This window comes from Campylobacter sp. B0100352/1, from assembly GCF_020135855.1.
Taxonomy (GTDB): Bacteria; Campylobacterota; Campylobacteria; order Campylobacterales; family Campylobacteraceae; genus Campylobacter_D; species Campylobacter_D taeniopygiae.
This window is the reverse complement of the sequence record NZ_JACHTP010000008.1, coordinates 45687-69726: the sequence shown is the minus strand read 5'-3', so window position 1 is coordinate 69726 and position 24040 is coordinate 45687. Positions and strand designations below refer to the sequence as shown.

Here is a 24040-nt window from a genome sequence, read left to right as displayed (position 1 = left end):
TGTGATTTTGCTTAGATAAAGTCCATTAGGCGGAGCTAAAAAGTGATTGTGCTTTTTTATGGCTTTTAATTGCTCTACGAGTTCTTTTTGAGTCATTTTTTGATCTAAAATCTTTAAAACACTTGCAACAATGAGACGAATTTGCCCTCTTAAAAAACCATTGGCCTTAAAATGAAAAATTGTCATATCTTTATAAGTATAAGCATGAGATTTAAATACCTTTCTAACCGTACTTTTAACATCACTTCCGCTTTTACAAAAATACTTAAAATCATGCTCTCCGATAAAGTGTTTTAAAATTTCATTGGCTTTTTTAATGTCCATTTTCGGATAAAAATACACGTATCGAGACATAAAAGGGCTAAATTTACCATGGTGAAAAATATAGCGGTATTCCCTACTCTTAACATCATATCTCACCTCAAAATTTAAAGGCATGATTTCTAAATTTTTGATGTGTATATAAGGATGAGAAAATTTATTGATCTGATTTTTAAGATAGTTTAGATCTTTAAAATGATCTCCACACTCAACACAAGCTACCGCAAAACTTGCATGTACTCCTTTATCTGTCCTTGAAGCCATGTAGGTTTTAGAAAAAATTCCAAGATGAGTCAAAGCGTCCTCTAGGGCATCTTGAACTCCTTTTTTGTGTGGTTGTGTAGCAGAGCCTAAAAAAGCTGATCCATCATAAGAAAAAACCAGTTTTAATTTCATCAATAACGACTCAAAATCATTTTCTTAAAGCAAATCATTGAAGCAATAAAACTAAGCACAAAGATACTAAAACATGCCAATAAAGGCGGTTTATAAAATAAGCTTAAAAGTCCAAAATACAGCACGATAACACTAAACATCCCCACATACACAAAACCTTTCTCATAACGATAAGTGACGATACCAAATGAAAGTGCAAAAAGTGTGCTTGCTAATGGAAAAAGTGCTATGGTGGTGTAAATCACAAATTCTTTAGCACGTTTTGTGTCGGTATTGATATCTAGCCAGTATTCATAAAATTTTTTGATTTTAAAATCATTGTTGTTAAATTTTGTATTTAAGGTGAGATTTTCAAATTCTCCTGTAAAAAGCATACCGGATTGCTCGAAATTATACATTCTACCCTTGGAAAGTTTAAAAGCAAAACCCGTACTTTCTTTTTGCACGGTGGCTTCTTTGGCGATGATGAGTTGCTCTTTATCGCTTTGCACTCTTTTTGGATGATACATAATGATATTTTCATACTTATCGCCATCTTGCTTTTCTATAAAAATCATCCAATCTAAAAATTTTTGCCCAAATTCTCCTGTTTTGTAATTAAATTTTACCTGTGTTTTTTTATAATCGATAAAATTATCTTGAAGTTCAAGCACCAAAGGTATCATCACTAAAGATGTAAATAACATCAAAGCACTTACCAAAGCAGAAATTTTTAAAAACAATGAAGCCAAAGTTTTTGGAGAAAATCCTAAAGTAAAAAGAACTATACTTTCATTTTCTCTAGAAAGTCTAAATAAAGTCAAAGTCAGTGCTATAAAAAAAGATATAGGCAAGGTAAAAATTAAAATTCTAGGCAACATAAAGCCATAAAGTTCAAGTAAATCTAAAAAGCTGATTTCTATACTTGAAGTTAGTTTAGCTAATTGGATAAAAAATACCATAGAAACAATGCTAAAAAGCACAAAAAAAATGGAAAGATTAGTGCTTAAAAATTGGTTTAAAATATATCTTGAAACAAGCTTCATGCTAATCCCTGATTAAAAATTAAAAAAATCACATAGCCGATAAAAGCAGTATTGATAAAAGGTAAAAATGCTAATTCTTTTCTTTTATAAAAAATAAAAAATGGCAAAGTCAATAAAGCTCCACAAAAAAGGATAATAAAACTTTCTTTAAATCCAAAAATTCCAGCTATACTAGCACACACGATAATATCTGCATCTCCTAAATTTTCTTGTATATTTTTTGATTTGAAATTCTTAATATAGGCTGTCAAATTTTTAAGCAAAAACAAAAAACCCGCAAAAGAAAAAGCTTGTATTAAAAAGCCATTTTTAAAATCTTCAAAAATAAGAAAATAAAAAAAATCATTAATATCCAGCTTTAAAATCAAAGCCAAAAAAAATAAAGCCCAAAGCAATACTTGCGGAACTGCTTTAAATTTTATATCTATATAAGAAAGCATCCCAAAAACAAATAAATATAATGAAAAAACTAGAAATTCTAATAAATTTTTGCTAAAAAAATAAGCAATAAAAACAAAAATCACACCTAAAATTTCAGCTAAAAATATATCAATGAGAATTTTTTCCTTACAAAACCTACATCTAGCTTTTAAAAATATATATGAAAAAAAAGGTATAAGATCTAAAATACTAAGTTTTTTGCCACAAGAAAAACAATAAGATCTCATACTTAAAAAGGGTTTATTTTCACAAAAACGACTTAAAAAACACATACAAAATGAGCCCAAACTCAAACCCAAGATAATCAAAAAAGTAAATTTTAGAAAGCTTTGCGTAAAAATTTCACCTTCCAAATGTTCTCTCTCTTTTTCTGTATTCTTTTATGATTTTTTTAAATTCTCTTTTCGTAAGCCCCGGAAATAAAGTTTCACTAAAATAAATTTCTGCATAAGCACATTGCCAAAGTAAAAAATTCGAAAGTCTTTTTGCATTGCCTACGCGAAGCATCAAATCCACATCTAAAGGAAGATCTAAATTTTCACTGATATTTTTTTCATTGATTTCCAAACCTTTTTCTATAACACGACGCGTAGCACGGATGATTTCATCTTTGGCACCATAGCTGATGGCTAGATTGACACAAAGTCCATTGCAATGCTTGGTCGTTTCTTCCACTAAGGCGATTTTATCCCTTAAAGCCTGATCAAGTCTTGTTAGATCACCGATAGCTCTTAAGCGAACATTGTTTTTTTCAAATTTTTCCAAAGCTTCATTTAAACAACGATCTAAAAGTTCAAAAATAAATTCTATTTCATCTTTAGGCCTATTCCAGTTTTCAGTGCTAAAAGCAAATAAGCTCAAATTAGAAATTCCTTCTTCAACACAGGCTTCCATAAGCTTTTGCATAGTCTTTACCCCTTGAGAATAACCCAACTTTGCCAAAAAGCCCTTAGCCTTTGCCCAACGTCTATTGCCATCCATAACTATGGCAAGATGTTTTAAATCATTCATTTTCACCCCTTAAAATCAGATAATTTTTTAAATACAAATAAAGGCGCAATTTTATTATCTTGCACAACATTAAAATTCAAATGCTCATTTAAAAATTTTTGCACTTTAAAAAAAGGAGTAAAAATCGAAACTCCGTGATTATCAATGAGTATTTTTAAAGCACCAAAAACGCTAAAATAAAGATAAATTTCCAAAAATTTAGCCCTCTTTTTCATCTGAAATAAACAAGCTTTATTTTCAAAAATAAAAGGAATATGATAAATATTTTCAAAACTTGCAAAAAGCATCTCTTTTAAAATTTGATATTTTTCCCTATTTTTACATTCCATAAGATTTGAAATGATGTATTCTTTATAATTGATCTTGTTTTCTAAGATCGCTACTATCAAAGGCAAACCTTCTTCAAAAGGTGTAAAAACCGGTCTTTTTAATAAATGTTTAAACTGTATCGCTCCGCTTTTTTCTTTATAAATTTCAGCCAAATATTCCGCACCAATTTCTAGATCAATCATGCTTTTAGTTTGAATTTTTTTATGATTTAAAAGCAAGGTATAATGACCATAACCTGTTTTTCCCAAAACTTTCATTTGGATAGGTAGAGTGGCGTTAATCATAATTTTTCACACCAATCAATCAAATCAAAAGCTAAATCTTTTTTATCTTTTAAGCCACTTTTTTCACAAGCGTCTTTACTTATAAAATAAAATTCGTTTTGATCACTTCCAAAAGTATTTTTTTCATTTAGGATATTTAAGCATACTAAATTTAAGTTTTTCTCCACTAAAGATTTTTTAGCGTTTTCTATGGCATTTTCTGCATCAAATTCCATTTTAAAGCCTATTTTTTTGCCTTTAAAATCGATATTTTTTAGCAAATCTTCATTAAGTTTTAAGTGAAGATCTAAGCCTTTTGAAAATTGATTTTTCTTGATTTTTCCTTTTTGAAATTGCGGGATAAAATCACTCACAGCAGCTGCCATAATCAAAAAATCATTTTCGCAAAATCTTTGCAATAACGCCTTTAAGTCTTTTGAATCTTCAAATTTGTAAATTTCATAAGGGGTTTTAAAATCTACAGAACTTAAAAATATAACCTTAGCTCCTAAAAAATAAAAGGCATCAGCGATTGATTTTGCCATTTTTCCGCTTGAAAAATTACTAATGCAACGCACATCATCTATTTTTTCTCTTGTGCCTCCACCGCTGATCACTACACTTTTATCAAGCCAAAATTTCTTTTTAAAAAGCTCTCTTTTGGTAATGTTAAATATATCTTCAACTTCTGCTAAAGCCCCTACTCCTTCATCCTTACAAGCTAAAACTTTAGAAATTGGAGGGATGATTAAGGCTTTATTTTTTTGAAGTAATTTTAAAGAATTTTGTGCGCTAAAATGATGATACATGTTTGTATTAGCCGCTGGAGCTATGATTAAAGGTTTAGTGCAAGCGATTAAGGTTTGGATAAAAAGATTATCCGCTATACCAAGGGCTAATTTATTGATCGAATTGACACTCGCGGGTGCAAAAAGAACAAGATCGCAATCTTTGCTAAAATCTATATGATTTTTTTTATTTTCCCAACTTTCATTTTCTTCACATAAAATTTCATCTGCCAAAGCTTCAAAACTTAATTTATTTGCAAATTTTAAAAGCCCTTGGCTAAGTAAGACTTTAACTCTAATCTTTTCTTTTTTAAATAAAGAAATAAGTTCATAAGCTTTATAAAAAGCTATGCTACCGCTAACCGCTAAAAGTATAGTTTTCATTTTTTAAATTTTTTATAAAAATAATCTTTAACCACTTTTCTATTAGCTCTATTGATAAACAAAGAACCACTAGAAACATTACAATCAACCGAACTTCCAGCCGCAATAATAACATCATTTTCTATATTGACAGGAGCAATAAATTGTGTGTCTGATCCCACAAAAACATTCTTGCCGATAATAGTTTTATGTTTTTTAATCCCATCATAATTACAAGTGATAGTCCCACAGCCTATATTGGTACCACTATCGATTTCACAATCGCCTAGATAGCTTAAGTGCCCTGCTTTTACGGTGTTTAATTTTGCATTTTTGCATTCTACAAAATTACCTATATGGGTATTTTTTATTTCACAATTTGGACGCAAATGTGCTAAAGGCCCTACATCGCTATTTTCAACGATAGAATTTTCAATCACGCTAGAACTTTTGATGATGGAGTTAACAATCTTGCTTTTTCCTTCAATTCTCACATTTTCATAAACTTCACATTCTCCTACAAATTCAACATCCAATCCTATAAAAGTGCTATGAGGTAAATGAAAAATCACTCCTTGTTTCATCCAATGCTTTTTGATTTTTTCTTGCATTAAATTTTCAGCTATGCTTAACTCAAATTTATCATTAATACCCATAAATTCATTTTCATCTACATAGATAGCTTTAATGATTTTATTTTTATCTTTGGCTAAAGCTATCATATCGGTTAGATAGTATTCTTTGACGGCATTATTATTATCAATTAAAGGCAATATTTCTGATAAAAGTTTTGATTTGATCGCATAAACTCCGGCATTGCAAATATTAATTAATCTTTCTTTTTCGTTGGCATCTTTAAATTCTATGATTTTTTCCACTCTATCATTTTCTATCAAGACTCGCCCATAAGTTTTTGCATCCTTAGCGCGAAACACCGCTAAGCTCAAATCAGCATCATTTTGCAATAATTGCTTTAAGCTTTCACTTTCAACTAAAGGCATATCCCCGCAAAGAATTAAAACTTTTTCTTTGTCTGATTTGAAATTTTTTAAAGCACCTGCAGTTCCAGGGTAATTTTTTAAATCCTGTTCTAAAATTTTTGTTTTTGGAAAAGAAGAGAGAATTTCTTTTTCAACAAGCTCTTTTTGATGAGATAAAACCACACTTACATCATCGCTTAGTTCATAGGCTTTTTCTAAAATATGCAAAATCATGCTTTTTTGGCAAAGTTCTTGCAAAACTTTTGGTTTTTGCGATTTCATCCGAGTGCCAAGTCCTGCTGCTAAAATTAAAATTGAATTTTTCATAATCTTTAAAGCCTTTATTTTATGATAAATAATTTTGTTCTATTTTAACATTTTAAAGTTAAGTTTTGGATATTTTAAACAAAAGTTTTAAACTCTTTTTTAGTCATCAAAAGTTAAAATAAAACCTATTTTTAAAATCAATAATCTAAGGTTAGCATTTGAAAAAAATAGTTTTTTTATTGATAATGAGTGCCTGTTTTAGCACTCTTTTTGCAGCACCTGAAGCAACAATTCCTACGGTAAATTTAAGTCTTAGTGCTCCAAATACTCCTAATCAACTTGTTACAACTTTAAATATAGTCATAGTATTAACAATCTTAGTGCTTGCTCCGAGTATAGTTTTTGTTATGACTTCTTTTTTACGCTTGATCGTTGTTTTTTCTTTTTTGCGTCAAGCTATGGGAACGCAAAGTATGCCACCAAATACTATATTAGTAACTCTTGCTTTAATTTTAACCTTTTTCATCATGGAACCTGTGGCTACAAAATCTTATAATCAAGGTATCAAGCCTTACTTAGCGGAAAAAATCGGCTACGAAGAAGCCTTTAATAAAAGCATCAAGCCCTTTAAAGATTTTATGTTAAAAAATACTCGAGAAAAAGATCTGGCTTTATTTTATCGCATACGCCATTTGCCAAATCCTAAAACGATTGATGATGTTTCTTTAACTGTTTTAGTACCTGCATTTATGATTTCTGAACTTAAAACGGCTTTTGAAATAGGCTTTTTAATCTACTTGCCTTTTTTAGTTATAGATATGGTTGTGAGTTCTGTTTTGATGGCTATGGGTATGATGATGCTCCCACCTGTAATGATTTCCCTGCCTTTTAAACTTTTGATCTTTGTTCTTGTTGATGGTTGGAATTTATTGATTCAAAGATTAGTAGAAAGTTTTGTAACGTGATAAAGAAAAGACTAAAAAGTCTTTTCTTATAAACTTAAAAGAAGAATTGCAAATGATTCTTTTTAAAAGTGTCTTTAACATCTTTTAAATATTTTTCTCCAAGCGAGTCAAAAAATCCATCTTTTTTGCTTTTACTTATAAAATCATCCAATTGTTTTTTAAGATCCGTATCGCCTTTTCTTATAGCTATACCCCAAAATTCTGGACTTTTTTGAAAAGGTGCTAAAATGGCTCTTGTAGTGTCTTGATGTTTTTGCCAAGTTCTATAAATAGTCAGTTGATCATAAAAAAATCCATCTGCTTTGCCTTGTATAACTTCCAAAATCGCCGCACTTTCTTTATCGAAAAGATGTATGGTTGCGTTTTTAAGATTTTTACTTGCATATAAATGCCCTGTAGATCCACGTTTTAAAGCTAAAATTTCTCCTTTTTTATCCAAATCTTTTATACTTTTAATCTTTGAGTTAATAGGAGTTAAAATTGCCAAATTAGCCTGTGCATAAGGGATAGTAAAATCCACAACCTTTTTACGTTCATCAGTAATCGTCATAGAAGACATAATAAGATCTATTTTTCCAGTTTTAAGGGCAGGTATCAAACCATCCCAAGCTATATTTTTAACTACAAGTTTATAACCGTGTTCTTTAGCAAATTGATCTAAAAAATCGACACTAATCCCACTTGCTTTTCCGTTTTTATCACTCATTTCAAAAGGTGGATAACCCAACTCCATACCTACAACCAAATCTTTTGCCATCAAATGTAAGGCAAAAAACATTGTTAAAAAACAAACAATTTTTTTCATTATTTCTCCTTAATTAAAATTAAAAATATGTATTAAAATACATAAAATTTTACAAATTTTTATAAAATCTCAAAGCCTTTTCATAATCTTCTTGAGTATCAATCCCCATGCTTTGAGTGCTAATTTTCAGCATTTTGATTTTCTTTCCATTTTCAATCGCCCTTAACTGCTCTAGTTTTTCAGTTTTTTCAAGCATTGAATTTTTTAAAGCACAAAATTCACGCAAAGCTTTTACACTATAAGCATAAATTCCTAAATGCCCTTTAAAATTATCTTGATAATCTTCTCTTTCATAAGGAATTTTTGATCTTGAAAAATATAAGGCAAAATTATCTTTATCGCAAACCACTTTAACTAAATTAGGATCATCGGCTTGTTTTTTATCTATGCTTTTATAGCAACTTGCCATAAAAGCTTCTTTATCTAAGCAAGAATGTGCAAATTCTTTAAATAAAAGCAAATTTTTGCTTTCTATAAAAGGCTCGTCCGCTTGTACATTAATAATAATTTCATCATCCTTTAAAGCAAGTTTTTGACAAGCTTCATTGATTCTATCTGTGCCACTTTCATGCTCTTTACTGGTTAAAACCGCTTTAAAATGATACTTTGTAGCAAGTTCTAAAATTTCTTCATCATCAACCGCTATACAAACCTCATCGACTTCTTGTACTTGTTTAGCAGTCGCTATAAACATAGGAACGCCGCCTATATCACAAAGAATTTTTTTAGGAAAACGCGTTGAGTTTAATCTTGTAGGTATAATAATCATTTTTTCATCCATTCTAAAATTTCATTTTCAATTTCTTCGCTTTTATATACTCTTTTATCTTGCAAATTTAAATCAAAAAGTTTAGAAATTTCTTCCTTTACTTCTAGATTAAAATTTTTAGCTAAAAGTTTAAAATCTTCTTTTTCATCTTTACAATCTCTATCAAAAATCGCTTTAACCATACTCGGAGTAAATTTTGTCCATTCAGCTGTTGAAGTGATAATGCTTGGTTTTGAAGTATCTAGCATTTTAAAGCAAGTTGCGGTGTGTGGATCGATTAAAGTTTTACTTTCTTTGATAAATCTCATACACTCACTATCTTCACAAAAATCAGCTTCAAAATCTTCTTGCAAACTTTGCAATTCTTTTTGATCAAGAATAAAATAATTTTGATTTTTAAGCGAATTCATTAGCTCATTGGTTCTTAAATCGCCCAATTTATCAAAAAGCAGTCTTTCTATATTGGAAGAAATAAGAATATCCATAGCTGGAGATATAGTTTTTTTAAGAATTTTACCCCGCAAATCATAAATGCCTTTATTGAAAAATTCACTTAAAATATTGTTTGCATTGGATGCGATTTTTATTTTTGCAATTTTAGCACCCATTTTTTTCGCATAATAAGCCCCTAAAGCATTTCCAAAATTTCCACTAGGAACGATAATTTCAATCTTTTCTTTAAATTCATTCCATAATTTTAAACTCGCATAATAATGATAGATTATTTGAAACAAAATGCGTCCAAAATTGACAGAATTTGCAGCACAAAGCTCGTAATCTTGCATTTTTAATTTTTCTCTAAACTCTGCTTTTGCCAATAGATTTTTTAAAATACGTTGCGTATCATCAAAATTACCTTCAATGGCCAAAACTTTTAAATTATTTTTATCCAAAGCTCTCATTTGAAGTTCTTGTAAAGAACTTGTTCCACCATTTGGATACATACAAACAACTTTAATATTTTCTAAATTTTCAAAGCTTTTAAGCGTAGCTGGGCCTGTATCTCCACTTGTGGCACACATGATTAGAATTTTTTTATCTTTTGAAAATTCATTTAAAAGCACTCCAAAAGGTTGCAAAGCCATATCTTTAAAAGCTCTTGTAGGTCCATGCCAAAGCTCGTTAATATAAACCCTATCTTCGATTTTTTTTAAATTGATTGCAAAACCATGATCAAATTTTTCATAGCTTTTTAGGGCTTTTTTAAATAATTCTTCATAGCCAAATTCAAAGCTTTCTATCAATTTTAAAGCAAAATTATTATAAGAAAGTTCGCTGTATTTTTCCCCATCAAAATAAGGTAAATTTAAAGGTGAGTAAAGCCCACCTTGTGGCGCATTTGGATTAATCAATGCTTCTTTAAAATCTGCTTTATTGTTAATATTTCTACTTTCAACTAAAATCAATCAAAACTCCTTACATATTGATGCAATTTCTCTTTAAAATTTTCTTTTAATTCTATATTTAATTCTATAATTTGACACTTAAAACCAAAATCTTTCACTTTAACATAATCCTTAAAAGTAAGCATTAGAGTATCACAATTATGCTTTTTAAGTAATTTTTCAAGCTCATCTTTTTTGAATTCATAATGATCTTTAAAAAAATAACAAGCCCTAGCCTTTATAAAATGCTCATAAAGTCTAAAAGGTTTCGCAATAGCCGTAACCAATATAGCCTTAGGATTTTCTTTGGTATAAGAATAACGGATAAAATCCCTATTTTCAAGTGCTATAAAATCAGCTTTTTTGCTATAAAATTTTGGCAAACGATACGCCCCGCTAGGTAAAGTAAAATTAAAATAAGGCTTTACTTCGCTCTCTAATAAAATATCGAATTTTTGAATATAAAATTTAGAAAAAGCATCATCTAATAAAACTATCTTAGCGCCCAAATCAAAAGCTTTTTTGATTCCTTCTGCCCTATTTTCACTGACAATTACGCCTGAAATTTTATCCTCAAAGGCATATTCCATCGCTTCATCGCCGCTTTGTGTAACATCGGATAAAATTTCATGATTGTGCTTAATAACAAGCAAACCTTTACTTTTTCTTTTATAGCCTCTAAGTACGATAAAAACACCTTCAAATTCCCTTGCTATTGCCTTACAAAGGGGTGTTTTTCCATTGCCTCCAAAACTTAAATTTCCAACACTAATCACAGGCTTTTTAAAATCTATTTTTTTAAAAAACCAAGTATTTATGATGGCTAATAATGTATAAATAAAACTCAAAGGTAACAACGCATACGCTAAACATTTTTGAAAAAAACTAGGTTTGAAAAAATAATGATCTAGCCAAAGTTGATATTTTTTATCTTCACTCACTTAAATTCCATTAAATTTGCGATTTTAGGCATAGATCTTTTAAAGGCATTGTTTTTAATACGCGTCTTTAGCATTTTGAGTAAATTTTCATCTAATTTATCTATAGTTTGTTTATCATCATTTTCTATAGCTTTTAAACCTAAATCTATTTGTTCATAGGTAAAACCTAATTCCTTTTCATCGCTTTGATTTTCCCAAAGATCTGCACTCGGGCTTTTTTTAATAAAGTTTTCATGCAAATTTAAAAATTTAGCCATTTCATACACTTGCGTTTTATAAAGATCACCTATAGGATTAAAAGCACAAGCTAGATCCCCATAAATTGTTCCATAGCCCAAAAGTAACTCGCTTTTATTGGAAGTGCCAATTACAAGGGCATTTTTAAGTGCAGAATAATCATAAAGCAAACTCATTCTAATACGCGCTGCATAATTTCCTATGCGAATTTTATCTATATTTTGACTTTGCTCGATAAAAGCATTAAGAATCGTTTCAATAGGAATGATTTTATGTTCTATATTTAAATCATGACAAAGCATTAAAGCATCATTTAAATGATCTTTATTAGAATACTGAGTGGGCATTAAAAGTGCAAAAACATTTTTATCTAAAGCTTTTTTGCAAAGCGTAGCCACTAAAGCAGAATCAATCCCTCCGCTAAGCCCTAAAATAACATTATCTTTGCCACTTTTTAAAAGCTCTTCTTTTATAAAAACACACAAATTTTCTAAAATTTGTTCGCAATTCATAACTTACCTTTACAATAATTCGCTAATATAATTATATATAAAAATTCAAAAAAAAGGCTAAAAAATGCAAATTACTCAACAAGCTTGTGGTCCTTATATGACCAATTGTTATATTCTATCAACACAAAAAGGCGAGATCATCATAGATCCAGGTTTTGAAGCTTTAAAATTCATCAAAGAGCATGTTAAAAATCCTTTGGCTATTTTAAACACTCACGGGCATTGTGATCATGTTTGGGATAATGCAAAAGTCAAAAGAGAATATAACATCCCTATTTACATACACAAAAATGATGAATTTATGTTAGATGATCCTATGGATAGAGGATTTGAACCAAGCAAAGCGGATTTTTTAGTCGAGGATGAAAATATTCTTAATATTTGTGGAACTGATTTTAAATTCCATTTTTTACCTGGACATACCCCAGGATGTACCATGATAGAAGTTGTAGGACAAAATTTAATGTTTAGCGGAGACTTTTTATTTTATAGAAGTATAGGAAGATGGGATTTTCCTTTTTCTGATCCAAAACTTATGAAAGAAAGTTTGCAAAGAGTATTAGCTTATGAAAATGATTATAGACTTTTACCTGGACATGGAAAAGAAACAACGCTAAAGAATGAACAAGTACATATTCCTTCTTGGTTAAGATATTTCTAGGAATAAATTTTGGATAACTTAGATCTGTTTTTAGTTTATTTTTTTATATTTTTAAACATTTTTGCCCTACTGGGTTTGTTTTTTGGAAAAGGCAAAAAAAATCAATTCAATGAAAAAAAATTTTCTAGAATTTGTCCTTGTAGAAAAATGGCTGAAAATGGCTCTTTAAGCACAATTTGTATTTATTGTGCTGTAGGTGGGCTTTTTTATAGCGTTCTTTCTATAGGGTTTATAGGATTTGGAAACTGGGCGTTAGATCTTATCTTAGCCCTTTCTATTTCGATGGCATTTTTAGGCTGGAAATTAAAAATCGATTAAGCATATGCTAAATTTTGCTCCGTCGTTTTCATTACTTGCTAATAAACTGCCTTTGAAATTTTTCTCAATAATCACCTTACTCATATACAAACCTATACCTGTTCCTATATTGGCATGTTTGCTGCTGATATAGGGTTCAAAAATTTTTTCTATAGGTGATATAGTAATACCTTGCGCATTATCACAAATTTCAATGATGATATTTCGTCCTTTTTTAAAAGCTACTATTTTTATATAAGGATTTTCTATCTTTCTTTCTATAAAAATGTCTTTGGCATTGCAAAGTATATTTAAAACTGCTTGGCAAAATTGAGTTTCAAAACCATAAAATTGGATCTTTTTTTCAAAATTTTCTTCTATTTTTATAAAATTAAAAGAACTTTCTAGCAACTTTAAAGTTTTACTCAAAGCTTGATCTATGTAAAAATAATTTTTAGAAACATTAGGCTTGAAAAAATTTCTAAAATCATCTATAGTTTTTGACATATAAGAGATCAGATCCTCGGCATTCTTTTCAAGTCTTTTAAAATTTTGATAATCTATTTTTTCAAATTCTAACATAAGGCTTATGTGTGTTAAAATGGTATTTAGTTCGGTTAGAGGTTGTCTCCATTGATGCGCGATATTTCCTATCATTTCACCCATACTAGCCAAACGACCTTGATGCATTAAAATTCTTTCTTGTTCTCTTCTTTTTTGAAGTTCTAGCTGAATTTTTTGCTCTAAATTTGCATTTAAATTTTTTAAAGAATTTTCACTAAGCTCAAGCCTTTTAATAAGCACTTTAAAACCATAATGTAAAATAATAAAAACAACACAAAATAAAACTAAAGATAATAATAAAGCCTCATAGAAAGATTTTGTAATAATCTCTTCTTGTTTTGTGATGTCTTGATAAAAAACCATTTTTGCTTCATCGGTTAAATTGAAAGAATGTATGATAAAAAATTTACCATCCTTTTTGATCGTATCTTTATTTTTATAATTTTTATCAAAAATAATCCTGCCTTTTAATTTCGAAAAAGCTTCTATCTCCTTTAAAAAATATTCAGCTCCAAAACAAAATTCAATCCAAGCTAATAATTTACCATTTTCATAAAAAGGGGTTAAGATATGGTAGGTTAATCTGTTTTTATCAAGAAAAAAATATTCGCTTTGGTTTAAATTTAAAGACAGGCTTTCTTCGCCTAAATAGGTTAAAAGTTTTCCTTGATGATCAAAAAATTTCATACTGATTAAATAAGGATTTTCTTCTTTTAAAACTTGAAATCTTACTAGGGTTAATTTGTTGATTTTTTCTATATCTTGTTTTTTGATATAGATTTTTATATTATCAGATTCAACATTTGCCTTTGCCCTACTCATGTAAAATTCTTTAGTGCGTTTTAGGGTTGTATTGTAAATATTTTCAATTTCATTTCTAAAATCTTCTTTGGAAAGATTGATTAAATTTCTAATATCAAATTGCCTTAAAAGACTAAAAACCAAACAAGTTAAAATAAATAAAGCTATAACCAAAATCATCGTTTTGGTTTTGGTTGAAAAATTTAAAGACAAACGCATTGATAACCAAAACCAAAAACATTTTCTATGATTTTATAAGGAATTTTCTTGCGTAATTGTTTAACAATTGCCTTTAAGGCTTCTTTGTGATCATTAACATCATTGTAAAGCTTGATTTCGAGTTCGTCAAAACTTACCGCCCTGTTTTTATTTCTTAAAAGATATTCAAACACTTGTTTTTCTTTTTTTGTTAAAGTAAAGACATTTTGATGGTGAAAAATCTTTGATGTATTGGGCTCATAAAAAACATCTTCTTGTAATTTTATTCTATAATTATCTGTATATTCATACATCCACTGGGCTATATGCTTAAGCGTATTAATAAATTCGTCCCGACTAAAAGGCTTGATTAAAAATTTACAAATATGAAGTTCTATTGCCTTTAAAAAATATTCTTGCTCACTATAAGCACTTACAATTACAATAGGAATTTTCTTGTGTAAATCTTTTATTTTTTTAAGCACTTCAAGACCATCAAATTTAGGTATGCAAATATCCATAAAAATAACATCAGGATTTTTTTCAAAAAATAAATTTAATGCCTCTTCTCCATCTTTTGCTTCATAAATTTCTTTAAAGAAAAAGGATAAATTAGCACTCAATGATTTTCTAACGCCTTCTTCATCCTCGACATTTAAAACAGTTAAATTGCTAAATAAATTCAAAATTTCTTGCATGCGTTATTATAAATTATTTTATTTTAAATTTTTCATTAATTTTATAAATATTTAAAAAATATAAATAAATTAATAATACATTTAAAAAATATCCCTATTTTTTCCCTATTTTTTTCTAAAATAATCCCATTTAAAATCATTAAGGAAAATTTATGAACAAAAGACGTTTTTTTCTTAAGCAAGGTGCTGCTAGTATAGCCTTACTTTCTAGTGGCAAGGCTTTTAGCTTAAAAAATCCTAGTAGAAATGCTAAAAATCCAGAGGCTTTAGGTCAAAAAGATAAAAAATTTGCAATGCTAATTGATCTTAGAAAATGTGTGGGGTGCCATGCTTGTACTGCAAATTGCAAGGTTGAAAATCAAGTTCCTAAAGATCAATTTAGAACCAATGTTGCTGAATTTGAAATAGGAACTTTTCCTAATATTAGAAAGGCTTTTTTACCGCAACTTTGCAATCATTGCAAAAATCCACCTTGTGTAAGCGTTTGTCCAACGGGTGCAACCTTTAAAAGATTAGATGGTATTGTTGTTGTAGATAATCAAACATGCTGGGGGTGCGGATACTGTGTTAATGCTTGTCCTTATGATAAAAGATTTATCAATTCTCAAACTAAGGTGGTAGATAAATGTACCTTTTGCGCACATAGGCTTGATGCAGGGTTACTTCCAGCTTGCGTTGAAACTTGCGTTGGAGGCGCAAGAATCATAGGAAATTTAAACGATAAAAATTCTTTAATCTATCAACTTTTAAGCCAATTTCCAAATTTTGTTTTAAAACAAAAAAGCGGAACCAAACCTCAAGTTTTTTACATAGGTTTAAATGGAGAATTACTAGACAATGTTGTCTCAATGGATGATTTAGACGATGCATTAAAATCAAAAAATGAAAAATTATTATGGCAAAGCGAAGGAGTTTGATATGGATTTAAGCGTTATTCACTCATTAGTCAGTATAACCCCTGAAAGGCCTTGGGGTTTAAATATAGCCAATTATTTATTTTTAACAGGAATTTCAGCGGCTAATTTTATTTTTGCTAATCTTTATTTTATCTTTAAACAAGAAAAATTAAAAAATATAGCCTTCTTAGCCCTTATAATTTCTTTTATTTTTTTAATGGTGGCACCCTTAAATTTGATCGATGATCTAAGCCAACCTGGAAGAATGATTAATGTCTTTTTATACGGATGGGAAAATTTCTTCACTAGTCCTATGAAATGGGGAGTTTTACTGTTAATTTTTTTCTTCGTTGTTGTATTTTTTGAACTCTATTTAGCCTATCAAGTGCTTTTTAAAAATCAATCTAAAAAGCAAAAAATGCTTTTTTATTTTGGAATTTTAGGACTTATTTTAGCTTTTGGGATCGAATTTTATACTGCGTATTTGATTGCGATTTTAAGCTCATTTGTGTTTTTACACACTCCTTTAATGCCGCTTTTGTTCTTAGCGTCTGCTTTTGTAAGCGGAATAGGAATGTTAATACTTATAACACAATTTCATCTTAAATTTTTCACTGATGAAAAATTAAACACTTCTTTATTTTCAACCTTGGCAAAATTTTTAGCCTTTTTTGCTATGCTTGATATTGTTTTAAGAATTTTTTGGTTTAGCTTTTTGCTAGTCTTTAATACAGATGATAGATTTGTAGCTCAAATTTTCTTCCAAAAAGAAGGATTTTTTATCGTTTTCATAGATATGGGACTTTGCCTTCTTTTGCCTTTAATCATAGGTTTTTCAAAATTAAACCAAAAACTACCTTTTGTGATTTTAGCAGGATGTTTAGGCGTGCTTGGAAGTTTAATGTTTAGATATACCCTAGTGATCAAAGGTCAATCTTTTCCAAAAACCACACCTTCTTTTTTAGAATATCACATAGATTTTTCAAATCTTATAGGCATAATTTGCAATTATGGACTTTTAATCGCACTTTTTTGCCTTGCTTTAGCATTTTTTAATAAAAATATATTGATAAAAGGAAAATAAAACAATGAAAAGAAGAAAATTTTTAATCGGATCAGGATTAAGCATTGGTGCAATTTCAGCACTTGGATATTCCGATACTTTAAAACATGCATTGACTTTTTCAGATAAAGGGAGTAAAGCAAAAAATACTATCTATGCAAACGCACAAGAATGCGAAGTATCTTTAGATAAAAATGGAATTAAATTTAATGATAAATTTAGCATCATGCCAAGTGTTTGCAATGGTTGCGTAACCTTTTGTTCTGTACGTGCTAAAATCGATAAAAAAAGCCAAAAAGTACTTAGAGTAAGTGGAAATCCTTATAGTTTGCTTTCAAGCGATCCTTATCTTGATATGAATACACCTTTAAAAGAAAGTTTTATCGCCTTATCAAATCATAATGAAAATGGCTTAAATATGCGTTCTACGTGTTGCGTTAGGGGTAATTTTATCCATCATAAACTTGATGATGAATTTAGGATCACAAAGCCTTTAAAAAGAGCAGGAAAACGTGGGGAAAATAAATGGAAAAGTATCAGCATTGAAGAATTGATCTCTGAAATTGTAAATGGCGGGGATTTATTTAACGAAGGACATATTGAAGGGCTTAAAACATTTTGTGATACAAAAACTTTAATCGATGAAAAAAATCCAGATTATGGTTCTTTGGCAAATAAATTATGTATTTTAGGCACGGGAGATGAAGGAAGGCAAAATTTTATCACCCACAGATTTGCTCAAAGTTTTGGAACGATAAATTATTTAGGACATACTGCAATCTGTGGTCTTTCTATGCGTGCGGGTGAGGCTGCTTATTTGAATGATTTTCAAAAATATCCCCATTTAAAACCTGATTTTGAACACTGTAAATTTCTTCTTAATATAGCAACCGCACCCGCACAAGCTGGAAATCCTTTTAAAAGACAAGCGCATTTACTCGCAAAAGCTAGAAGTGAAGGAGAAATGAAATACGTCACTATAACTCCAAATTTAACCAACGCCGATACTTTTGCAGTGGAAAATAAATCAAGATGGATACCCATAAAACCAGGGAGCGATCTTGCTTTTGTCATGGGGATGTTAAGAGTGATCATAGAAAATAAACTTTATAATCTTTCTTATTTACAAATTCCAAGTTTAAAATCTCAAATCGCTCTTAATGATGTTAGTTTTACTAACGCAACCCATCTTGTCTTGCAAGATGAAGCACACTATGGCACTTTTTTAAGAGATGAAAATGATCAAATTTTAGTTCTTGAAAATGGCATTCTTAAAAATGCTGATGAAGTTAAACAAGCCGATCTTGAATTTAGCGGAAGTGTAGAATACAAAGGTCAAATGTATCAAGTAAAAACTAGCTTTGAAATTTTAAAAGAAAATGTTTTTGAGTATAGCTTGGAAGAATATGCACAAAAATGTGAAATTGAAGCAAATATTATCGTTGATTTAGCAAAAAAATTCACTTCGTATGGCAGAGCTGTGGCGACTGATTGCCATGGAGGAACCATGCATACAACAGGATTTTATACCACTTATGCGATCATGATGTTAGGAAGTATGGTGGGAAATTTAAACCATAAAGGAGGTATGAGTATAGGAGGTGGAAAATTCAATAGTTTTAATGGAAAAATGTATAATCTTTTAGCCTACGAAGGTAAAAAGAAAGCTTATGGAACAAGGATAGATCGTGCAAGAAAAGCCTATGAAACAAGTACAGAATTTCAAGAAAAAATCAAAAATAATCAAAATCCATATCCTGCCAAAGATCAATGGTATCCACTAAGCAATGCTTTAGAAAATGAAGTTTTAACAAGCAGTGCTAATGCTTATCCATATAAACTTGGCGCCTTAATAACTTGGGGAACTAGTCTCGTTTATGGGCAAAATTTAAATTCAAAAACTATTGAACTTTTAAAAGATCCTAAAAAATCAATTCCATTATTTATAGCCATAGATCCTTTTATCAATGAAACAAGTTTATATGCTGATTATATTGTTCCTGATAGTGTGCTTTTTGAAACTTGGGGAGTGTTGTCTCCTTGGGCTGGATATACCACAAAAACAACCCATTTAAGATTTCCTATTATCCAAAGTCCAAATGAAAAATTTAAAAACGGCCAAAGTATATGCATGGATAGTTTTTTAATTGAACTCGGAAAAGCTTTAAATTTATCTTCTTTTGGAAAAGATGCCATTAAAGATAAAGATGGAAATTATTATCCTTTAGATAAGCCTGAAGATTTTTATTTAAGAGCTTTTTTAAACGTTGCATTAGATACTCAAAATCCTGTAAATGATATCAGTGATGAAGAGTTTAAAATAAGCGGTTTGCAAAAATATGAGAAAATCTTAAAAGAAATTTGCAAAGAGCACTGGAGAAAAGTAGCTTTCATAATGAGTCGCGGAGGAAGATTTTCGAGTAAAGAAAGTGCTTATAAAGATAATGCTTTAAGCAATTCTTATAAAAAAGCTATTGCAATTTATAATGAAAAACTAGCAACAACCAAAAATGCACTCAGCGGAGAAAGACACAGTGGAACTATAAAATATTATGATGCAAGATACGCCAATGGAGAAAAAATTATCAAAAAAGAAGGTTTTGATCTTTTAGCATTTAATTATAAATCCAATGTTTTTTCTTCTTATTCTGCTACTCTTGAGTCCTTAAAAGAGATCAAATATAGCACCTATATAGATATTAATTCACAAAGTGCAAAAAAATACAATATCAAAAATGGCGATAAAGTAAAATTAAGCACCTATGAAACCTCAATTATAGGTTATGCAAGAGTTAAAGAAGGCATTCATCCATGTGCAATTGGCTTAGAACACGGAGGCGGAAGGGATGCAGAAGGAGCACGAGATCTTAACATAGATGGAAAAACACTTAAGGCAAAAATCAGACGAAAAACTGGAATTGCTTATAGTCAATTAGGCTTAAGAGATATTACAAGACCAAATAGTCCTAATTTAGGCGATTTTGTCATAGGATCTAATGCAAGACAAGCATTTATGGTAAAAATAGAAAAGATTTAACCTGTATCATCTTGAATATTCAAGATGATAAATTTCATTTAAACGTAGTTCCACCATCCACGATGAAAGTATGTCCGGTTACCCAACTTGCTTTTGAAGAGCAAAGAAAAAGACAAGCGCCAGCTAAATCTTCAGGCTGCCCCATACGATTAAGCGGACTTAAATCAATAGTAGCTTGTTTAACTTCCTCATAATTTGTAAAAGCCCTTAAAGCATCCGTTTCAATAGGGCCACCACTGACAACATTCACACGGATATTTTTTTCTCCAAGTTCAGTGGCTGCATATCTTGCCATAGCTTCTACTGCTGCTTTTGCTGTTCCATGACCTGCATAATTTTCTATATAAACTAAATTTCCAGTAGAAGAAATAGAAATAATACTTCCTCCCCCTACTTTTTCCATTCTCTTAGCCGCCTCTTGGGCACCAACGACAAAAGCATTAACTGTTGCAGTAAAGATATTATTAATTCCTTTAGGTTTTAATTTCATAAATTTAGTATATCCGCCAACTACCGCACGACCTGAAATGATCGCATTTGAAATGAAATAATCTATGCGATCAAAATCTTGATCAATTTTTTCAAAAAGTTCTTTATAAGTTTCTGGTTCTAAAATATTAAATTCATAAGCTTTTGCTTTAATTTTATAGTTTATTTCTAAATCTTTTATCATCTCTTCTGCGATTTGTGCATTAGAATTATATGTAAAAGCTACATTGACACCCGCTTTAGCAAATTCATACACAATAGCTTTACCAATTCCACGCGTTCCACCGCTAATCACTAAAGTTTTTCCTTGAAATTCTTGATTCATTAAAATCCTTTAATATTATATTGCTTCATCACTTCTTGTATTTTAGCATAGTTTTCTTTACTAGGAGGACAAAGTGGGAGTCTAAATTCTAAATTTTCTATCAATCCAGCTATATGCATCGCTGTTTTTATAGGGATTGGATTGCTTTCGCAAAATAAAATTTTATTAATATTATAAAGTTCATCATTGATTTGTTTTGCTTCTTTGTAATTTTCTTCCAAAGCCCTATGCGTTAGCATACTGATTCTATCGGGTAATAAATTTGAAGTTACCGAAATCACCCCCTTTCCACCGTTTGAAAGTATAGGATAATTAATCGCATCTTCACCGCTGATTAAAACCATCTTAGGTTCATGTGCAAGCAAATCCACGCACTTATCGATACTTCCACTTGCTTCTTTAATCCCATAAATATTTTCACAAGTTCTAAAAAGCTCAATAGCAGTTTCTGTAGCAATATCACAACCTGTTCGTCCTGGAACATTATATAAAAGAATAGGAATATCCACACTCATTGCAATTGCTTTATAATGTTCATAAAGTCCTTTTTGGGTTGGTTTATTATAATACGGAGCCACGCTTAAAATACCATCAGCTCCACAATCTCTTGCAAATTGTGCCAAATCGACAGCTTCATGTGTCGCATTACTTCCAGCTCCTGCTAAAACTTTAACTTTTGTATTTTTACAAACTTCTACTGCAATTTCAATGCAAGCCTTATGTTCATCATGGGTCAAAGTCGCACTTTCTCCAGTCGTACCAACGGGCACTATGGCATCAATTCCATTATCAATTTGTCTTTGAATAAGTTTTGCATAGCATTGCTCATCGATTTTATTATTTTTAAATGGGGTAACAAGTGCTGTCATCGCCCCAATGATGACATTTTTATCCATTTTAATCCTTTCTTAAAATCAAAGTTGTGGAATTTTCTTCATCAAAATATTTTTTAGCACATTTTTGCAAATCCAATAAAGTCAATTTTTCTATTTTTTCTTCATAATTTAATAAAGGTTTTAAATCCCCTCTTGCCAAATAAGAACCATAAATATTAGAAACCGCACTTGCTGCATCAAGTGAAAAAATAAAATCACTTTTTATATTATTTTTAACTTTTTGTAAATCTTTTTCTGTAAATTTTCCTTTTTTGATTTGCTCTAAAATTTTCCAAAGTTCCTTTTCAACCTCTTCAGCTTTAATCCCTACATTACAATTGCAAATAAAAATAAATAAATTTTCATCAATGCAATCATTAGCAAAGGCGTAAAAATCATTGATTAAATGAAGTTTATCTATTAAAATTTCATTCATAATGGAGCTTTTTCCACTTCCTAAGAGTTCTGATAAAGCATTTAAGGCTGGAATATCTTTGTGTTTAAAATTTGGAATTTTAAATGCTACAGCAAGAATTTGAGTTTGAGTTTCTTTTTTGATAATAATTCTTTTTGCACCATCTTGCTTAGGTTCTTGTGTGTGAATTTTTGGGATAGTTTTTGTATTTTTAATGTTTTCAAAATGCTTTTTAGAAAGATCAAAAACTTCTTGATGCTCTATATCTCCGCTAACAAGTAAAATAGCATTTTTAGGTTGATAATATATACTATGAAAATCTCTAATATCTTCAATAGTCCAATTTTCTATATCTTTGTAAAATCCTATCGGAGTCCAGTGATAAGGGTGATACATAAAAGCATGATTAAAAAGTCTAAAATACAAATATCCTAAAGGATTATTATCCGTTCTCCATCTACGCTCTTCTAAAACAACATTTCTTTCAGGCTGAAATTCTTCATCTTTTAAATTTAAATTAGCCATTAATTCAGCAAAAAGCCCTAAAGCTTTATCTAAATTTTTTTTAGCGCATTTTATATAATAATGTGTATAATCAAAGCCTGTGCTTGCATTATCCAAACCTCCAAAGCTTTTAACGATTTCATCAAATTCACCGGCTTTAAGGTTTTTTGTACTTTTAAAATTCAAATGTTCAAGCATATGGGCAATTCCACTTTTACCCATGATCTCATTTCTTGACCCCACTTTATAAAAGATATCAACGCTGATCACATCGCTATTTTTATTTACAGGAAGGGCATAAACTTCAAGTTTATTTTTTAAACGAATTTTTTCAAAAGCAATCATTTAAGATTAGCCCCCACGGCTTCACTAATATGCATAAAACCATCTTGCCTTAATAAAGAAATTAATTCTTGATTGATATTTTTTACTATACTTGGCCCTTTAAAGATTAAAGAGGTATAAATTTGAATTAAATTGGCTCCATTTTTTATACGTTCATACGCTTCTTTTCCGCTATCAATACCCCCACAAGAAATTAAAAGAGTATGAGAAAAAAGCTCTTTAGCCAATTCTTTAAAGAAAAGACCATTTTTCTTTTGGATAAGCTTTCCACTGATACCACCAAAGGTTCTTCCATTATCAATCAAAGAGTAATCTGTACTTGTATTAGCAATTATAAAACCATCTGCACCTTTTTCTATTGCTTGTTGGCAAAGTGCTATAGCCATAGAAACATCTAAATCAGGTGCTATTTTTATAAAGATAGGCTTTGGAGTGATTTTTTTTGCTTCTGTTAATAAATCATTTAAAAATTGATCATTTTGTAAATCCCTTAAATTTTTAGTATTTGGAGATGAAATATTAATAGCAAAATAATCACACAAATCTTTAAATTCTCTCAATAAAATAAAATAATCTTCCAAAGCATTTTGACTGTCTTTGTTTTTACCTATATTTGCACCCAAAGGTAAAGCAAAAGGATAAACTTTTGAAACATGCGATCGAACTTCATATGATCCTTTATTGTTAAAACCCATAGCATTTTGTATGCTTTCTTGTTTTACTAAGCGAAATACTCTTGGCTTCTCGTTTCCCTCTTGAGGTCTAGGAGTGAAAGTTCCATACTCTAAAAAGCCAAAGCCTAATGCACTTAAAGGCTTAATCATGGTTCCATTTTTATCAAAACCACCTGCTATGCCTACTGGAGAATTAAAATCAAGTCCTAATAAATTTTGTTTCAAGCTTGCATCATTTACAACAAATTTCTTAGCCATTAAGCCCAATGCAGCTGGAAAAATAGCATTGAGTCCTCTTAAAGAATGCTCCACTAAATAATGAGCTGATTCTGGTTGAAGTTTAAAAAGCAAAGGCTTTATTTGTTCATACATTGTTTTTCCTTGAAATAAAAAATAATA

General features: G+C 30.0%; 24 protein-coding genes. 6 read left to right on the top strand and 18 right to left on the bottom strand.

All coding sequences use genetic code 11. The annotated features are described in order from the left end of the window. From truA to glmU, 7 genes are all read right to left on the bottom strand, one after another. A partial coding sequence (gene truA / locus H2279_RS03875; RefSeq protein WP_337195661.1) for a tRNA pseudouridine(38-40) synthase TruA occupies nt 1-717 on the bottom strand: 717 nt, incomplete at its 3' end. After that, a complete protein-coding gene (locus H2279_RS03870; RefSeq protein ID WP_337195660.1) occupies nt 717-1742 on the bottom strand; it encodes an LptF/LptG family permease in 1026 nt (341 codons plus the stop codon). The genes truA and H2279_RS03870, both read right to left, overlap by 1 nt. Beyond that, nucleotides 1739-2524 (bottom strand): prepilin peptidase, encoded by a 786-nt coding sequence (locus H2279_RS03865; protein WP_337195662.1) that lies wholly within the window; start codon nt 2522-2524, stop codon nt 1739-1741. Before H2279_RS03865 ends, H2279_RS03870 begins: the two co-directional genes overlap by 4 nt. A gap of 1 nt (nt 2525) precedes the next feature. Then, nucleotides 2526-3194, bottom strand: a complete 669-nt coding sequence (gene uppS, locus H2279_RS03860) for a polyprenyl diphosphate synthase (protein WP_337195659.1) — start codon at nt 3192-3194, stop codon at nt 2526-2528. Nucleotides 3195-3196: 2 nt separating this feature from the next. Further along, nucleotides 3197-3808: a hypothetical protein gene (locus H2279_RS03855; RefSeq protein WP_337195658.1), complete on the bottom strand. Its 612-nt coding sequence runs from the start codon at nt 3806-3808 to the stop codon at nt 3197-3199. After that, the gene (gene coaBC, locus H2279_RS03850; RefSeq protein WP_137623669.1) at nt 3805-4959 is read right to left on the bottom strand and encodes a bifunctional phosphopantothenoylcysteine decarboxylase/phosphopantothenate--cysteine ligase CoaBC; all 1155 of its coding nucleotides are present in this window, start codon (nt 4957-4959) and stop codon (nt 3805-3807) included. Before coaBC ends, H2279_RS03855 begins: the two co-directional genes overlap by 4 nt. Beyond that, a complete protein-coding gene (glmU, locus tag H2279_RS03845) occupies nt 4956-6245 on the bottom strand; it encodes a bifunctional UDP-N-acetylglucosamine diphosphorylase/glucosamine-1-phosphate N-acetyltransferase GlmU (RefSeq protein ID WP_337195657.1) in 1290 nt (429 codons plus the stop codon). Before glmU ends, coaBC begins: the two co-directional genes overlap by 4 nt. A gap of 185 nt (nt 6246-6430) precedes the next feature. On the opposite strand from glmU, the gene fliP reads away from it, so the two are divergent. After that, the gene (fliP, locus tag H2279_RS03840; protein WP_407920021.1) at nt 6431-7150 is read left to right on the top strand and encodes a flagellar type III secretion system pore protein FliP; all 720 of its coding nucleotides are present in this window, start codon (nt 6431-6433) and stop codon (nt 7148-7150) included. Between the two features lie 34 nt (nt 7151-7184). Here the strand turns inward: fliP and H2279_RS03835 are convergent, their stop codons facing one another. From H2279_RS03835 to H2279_RS03815, 5 genes are read right to left on the bottom strand one after another with little or no spacing between them, the layout of a single operon-like run. After that, nucleotides 7185-7955 (bottom strand): transporter substrate-binding domain-containing protein, encoded by a 771-nt coding sequence (locus H2279_RS03835; RefSeq protein WP_137623672.1) that lies wholly within the window; start codon nt 7953-7955, stop codon nt 7185-7187. Nucleotides 7956-8004: 49 nt separating this feature from the next. Beyond that, the gene (gene kdsB, locus H2279_RS03830) at nt 8005-8724 is read right to left on the bottom strand and encodes a 3-deoxy-manno-octulosonate cytidylyltransferase (protein ID WP_337195655.1); all 720 of its coding nucleotides are present in this window, start codon (nt 8722-8724) and stop codon (nt 8005-8007) included. After that, nucleotides 8721-10130 carry a threonine synthase gene (gene thrC / locus H2279_RS03825; RefSeq protein WP_337195654.1) on the bottom strand — a complete coding sequence of 470 codons (1410 nt, stop codon included), beginning with the start codon at nt 10128-10130 and terminating at the stop codon, nt 8721-8723. Before thrC ends, kdsB begins: the two co-directional genes overlap by 4 nt. After that, a complete protein-coding gene (locus tag H2279_RS03820; RefSeq protein WP_137623674.1) occupies nt 10127-11050 on the bottom strand; it encodes a tetraacyldisaccharide 4'-kinase in 924 nt (307 codons plus the stop codon). The genes thrC and H2279_RS03820 overlap by 4 nt, the downstream gene beginning before the upstream one ends. After that, nucleotides 11047-11799 (bottom strand): NAD+ synthase, encoded by a 753-nt coding sequence (locus tag H2279_RS03815; RefSeq protein ID WP_337195653.1) that lies wholly within the window; start codon nt 11797-11799, stop codon nt 11047-11049. Before H2279_RS03815 ends, H2279_RS03820 begins: the two co-directional genes overlap by 4 nt. A 64-nt stretch (nt 11800-11863) precedes the next feature. On the opposite strand from H2279_RS03815, the gene H2279_RS03810 reads away from it, so the two are divergent. Both H2279_RS03810 and H2279_RS03805 read left to right on the top strand, forming a co-directional pair. Further along, nucleotides 11864-12460, top strand: a complete 597-nt coding sequence (locus H2279_RS03810; protein ID WP_337195652.1) for an MBL fold metallo-hydrolase — start codon at nt 11864-11866, stop codon at nt 12458-12460. Nucleotides 12461-12469: 9 nt separating this feature from the next. After that, nucleotides 12470-12778 carry a hypothetical protein gene (locus H2279_RS03805; RefSeq protein WP_137623677.1) on the top strand — a complete coding sequence of 103 codons (309 nt, stop codon included), beginning with the start codon at nt 12470-12472 and terminating at the stop codon, nt 12776-12778. Here the strand turns inward: H2279_RS03805 and H2279_RS03800 are convergent. Both H2279_RS03800 and H2279_RS03795 read right to left on the bottom strand, forming a co-directional pair. Further along, the gene (locus H2279_RS03800) at nt 12764-14341 is read right to left on the bottom strand and encodes an ATP-binding protein (RefSeq protein WP_337195651.1); all 1578 of its coding nucleotides are present in this window, start codon (nt 14339-14341) and stop codon (nt 12764-12766) included. The genes H2279_RS03805 and H2279_RS03800 overlap by 15 nt on opposite strands. Next, nucleotides 14326-15006 carry a response regulator transcription factor gene (locus tag H2279_RS03795; protein WP_337195650.1) on the bottom strand — a complete coding sequence of 227 codons (681 nt, stop codon included), beginning with the start codon at nt 15004-15006 and terminating at the stop codon, nt 14326-14328. The genes H2279_RS03800 and H2279_RS03795 overlap by 16 nt, the downstream gene beginning before the upstream one ends. Before the next feature lie 164 nt (nt 15007-15170). Here H2279_RS03795 and dsrO point away from each other — a divergent pair, with 164 nt between their 5' ends. The 3 genes from dsrO to H2279_RS03780 are packed head-to-tail and all read left to right on the top strand — an operon-like array spanning nt 15171 to nt 20014. Further along, a complete protein-coding gene (gene dsrO / locus H2279_RS03790; RefSeq protein WP_337195649.1) occupies nt 15171-15935 on the top strand; it encodes a sulfate reduction electron transfer complex DsrMKJOP subunit DsrO in 765 nt (254 codons plus the stop codon). Between the two features lies 1 nt (nt 15936). Further along, nucleotides 15937-16998: an NrfD/PsrC family molybdoenzyme membrane anchor subunit gene (gene nrfD / locus H2279_RS03785; protein ID WP_337195648.1), complete on the top strand. Its 1062-nt coding sequence runs from the start codon at nt 15937-15939 to the stop codon at nt 16996-16998. 4 nt (nt 16999-17002) lie between these two features. After that, nucleotides 17003-20014, top strand: coding sequence for a molybdopterin-dependent oxidoreductase (locus H2279_RS03780; protein ID WP_337195647.1), 3012 nt, complete (start codon nt 17003-17005; stop codon nt 20012-20014). A 34-nt stretch (nt 20015-20048) separates the two neighbouring features. On the opposite strand, the gene H2279_RS03775 is transcribed toward H2279_RS03780, so the two are convergent. From H2279_RS03775 to H2279_RS03760, 4 genes are read right to left on the bottom strand one after another with little or no spacing between them, the layout of a single operon-like run. Beyond that, complete coding sequence (locus H2279_RS03775; RefSeq protein ID WP_337195646.1) at nt 20049-20828, bottom strand: enoyl-ACP reductase; 780 nt, start codon at nt 20826-20828, stop codon at nt 20049-20051. Continuing rightward, nucleotides 20828-21724 (bottom strand): 4-hydroxy-tetrahydrodipicolinate synthase, encoded by an 897-nt coding sequence (dapA, locus tag H2279_RS03770; RefSeq protein WP_337195645.1) that lies wholly within the window; start codon nt 21722-21724, stop codon nt 20828-20830. Before dapA ends, H2279_RS03775 begins: the two co-directional genes overlap by 1 nt. A gap of 1 nt (nt 21725) precedes the next feature. Next, nucleotides 21726-22967, bottom strand: a complete 1242-nt coding sequence (locus H2279_RS03765) for a M16 family metallopeptidase (protein ID WP_337195644.1) — start codon at nt 22965-22967, stop codon at nt 21726-21728. Next, on the bottom strand, nt 22964-24013 hold the full coding sequence (locus H2279_RS03760; RefSeq protein ID WP_137623686.1) for a quinone-dependent dihydroorotate dehydrogenase: 1050 nt from the start codon (nt 24011-24013) through the stop codon (nt 22964-22966). Before H2279_RS03760 ends, H2279_RS03765 begins: the two co-directional genes overlap by 4 nt. Nucleotides 24014-24040: the final 27 nt, after the last annotated feature.